The sequence below is a fragment of the Lactobacillus kimbladii genome (assembly GCF_014323605.1).
GTDB classification, from domain to species: Bacteria; Bacillota; Bacilli; order Lactobacillales; family Lactobacillaceae; genus Lactobacillus; species Lactobacillus kimbladii_B.
Genome location: NZ_SCMB01000021.1, coordinates 1 through 1,237 on the forward strand (window position 1 = coordinate 1; position 1,237 = coordinate 1,237).

Here is a 1,237-nt window from a genome sequence, read left to right on the forward strand (position 1 = left end):
ATCCATTTTTCCATGGCCTCCTGCAGCGCCTTCTTAGTAGGATAGGTATAGGTGTAGTAGTCTAGCTCAACCTTCATGATGTGAAAGAGACTCTCGCAGGCCGCATTGTCGTGGCAGGTCGCCCGTCGCGACATGCTTTGAAAAACGTGGTGCTGCTTTAGGGTCTGACAATATGCTTTGGACTGGTATTGAATGCCCTGGTCGCTGTGAATCGTCATGCGGTAAGGCAGTTTGGGCCGGATCGCCAAAACCTGCTTGAGTCCATCTAGAACATATTTGGTCTGCGGCCGCTGACTGATGGTGTAGCTGATGATTTCACCGCTGTAAAGATCTTTAAAGGACGAGAAATATAACCGTTGGCTCATGCTCTTATTGCCATAGCGAAACTCGCTGATATCGGTGACTACCTTTTGGTAGGGCCGATCGGTCTTAAACTTCTGGTGGAAGCGATTCTTCGCCTTCTTGCCTTGCGGACCTTTTGATGAATCGTACTTGCCTGCACGCAAGTTGTATTTGCGGGCCAGCAGCTTGTGCTCCTTCATCAATCGGTAAATGCGTTTATGGTTCACCTGCAGACCGTACTTGATTTTTAGCGTGTCAGTCATGGGCAGGTAGCCGAAGCTGGGATTATGCCTTTTAACCACTTTAATCAGCGACAGTAAAGCCAGATCGCTGTATTTTTTCCGCCTGCTGCGCGGGTGATACTCGTAGGTGCTCTTGGCTAAAAAGCTATAGTGCAATAGTTCTTGCAGTTGATAGTTGTGCTCATGCCTTAACTCTTGGATGATGGTCCGTTCTTCTTGCGTTGAGCGTCTTTGCGCTGAGCTAAGGCTTCGACTTTTTTTAGGTAGTCGTTCTCAATGTGGAGCTGACGGTTTTCTAAGCGCAGCCGCTCTAATTCAGATAACTCACTGCTGGTATACTTAACTGGTTTTTTAGGCGATTTGTTCATTGGTGGTCGGCCTCGTTTGGTAAAGAGCGCATCAAGCCCGCCTTCGTCAAAACGTTTTTGCCAAGTACAAATTAAGCTGGGTGTGGCATTTTGAAGTGAATGGCGGTATTTTGATAGGTCTCGTCATGTTCTTTTCTCCAGTTTAAGACTTGAAACTTGAATTGACCACGATAATTTTGCGAGGTGTGCCGAATTTCTAGGCCCTTAACGCCAAAGTGCTGGTATTGTGCAGCCCAGGTATCAATTAGTTGATGTGATCCGGTGCCAATCATTTGCGCCACAGAA

At 47.3% G+C, this 1,237-nt stretch carries 2 protein-coding genes and 1 pseudogene; all 3 read right to left on the reverse strand.

All coding sequences use genetic code 11. From position 1 onward, the window contains the following. Positions 1 to 788 (reverse strand): IS3 family transposase (locus tag ERK18_RS09295; RefSeq protein WP_315984356.1); only part of this gene is annotated, 788 nt, incomplete at its 3' end. Further along, on the reverse strand, positions 773 to 952 hold the full coding sequence (locus ERK18_RS09300) for a hypothetical protein (RefSeq protein WP_187155210.1): 180 nt from the start codon (positions 950 to 952) through the stop codon (positions 773 to 775). The genes ERK18_RS09295 and ERK18_RS09300, both read right to left, overlap by 16 nt. Before the next feature lie 71 nt (positions 953 to 1,023). Further along, a pseudogene (locus ERK18_RS09305) lies at positions 1,024 to 1,237 on the reverse strand (hypothetical protein); the annotation flags it as partial.

What these genes read in the sequence shown, in the direction of transcription:
- ERK18_RS09300 (WP_187155210.1), bottom strand. Translation starts at nt 952, where the DNA reads ATGAACAAATCGCCTAAAAAACCAGTTAAGTATACCAGCAGTGAGTTA.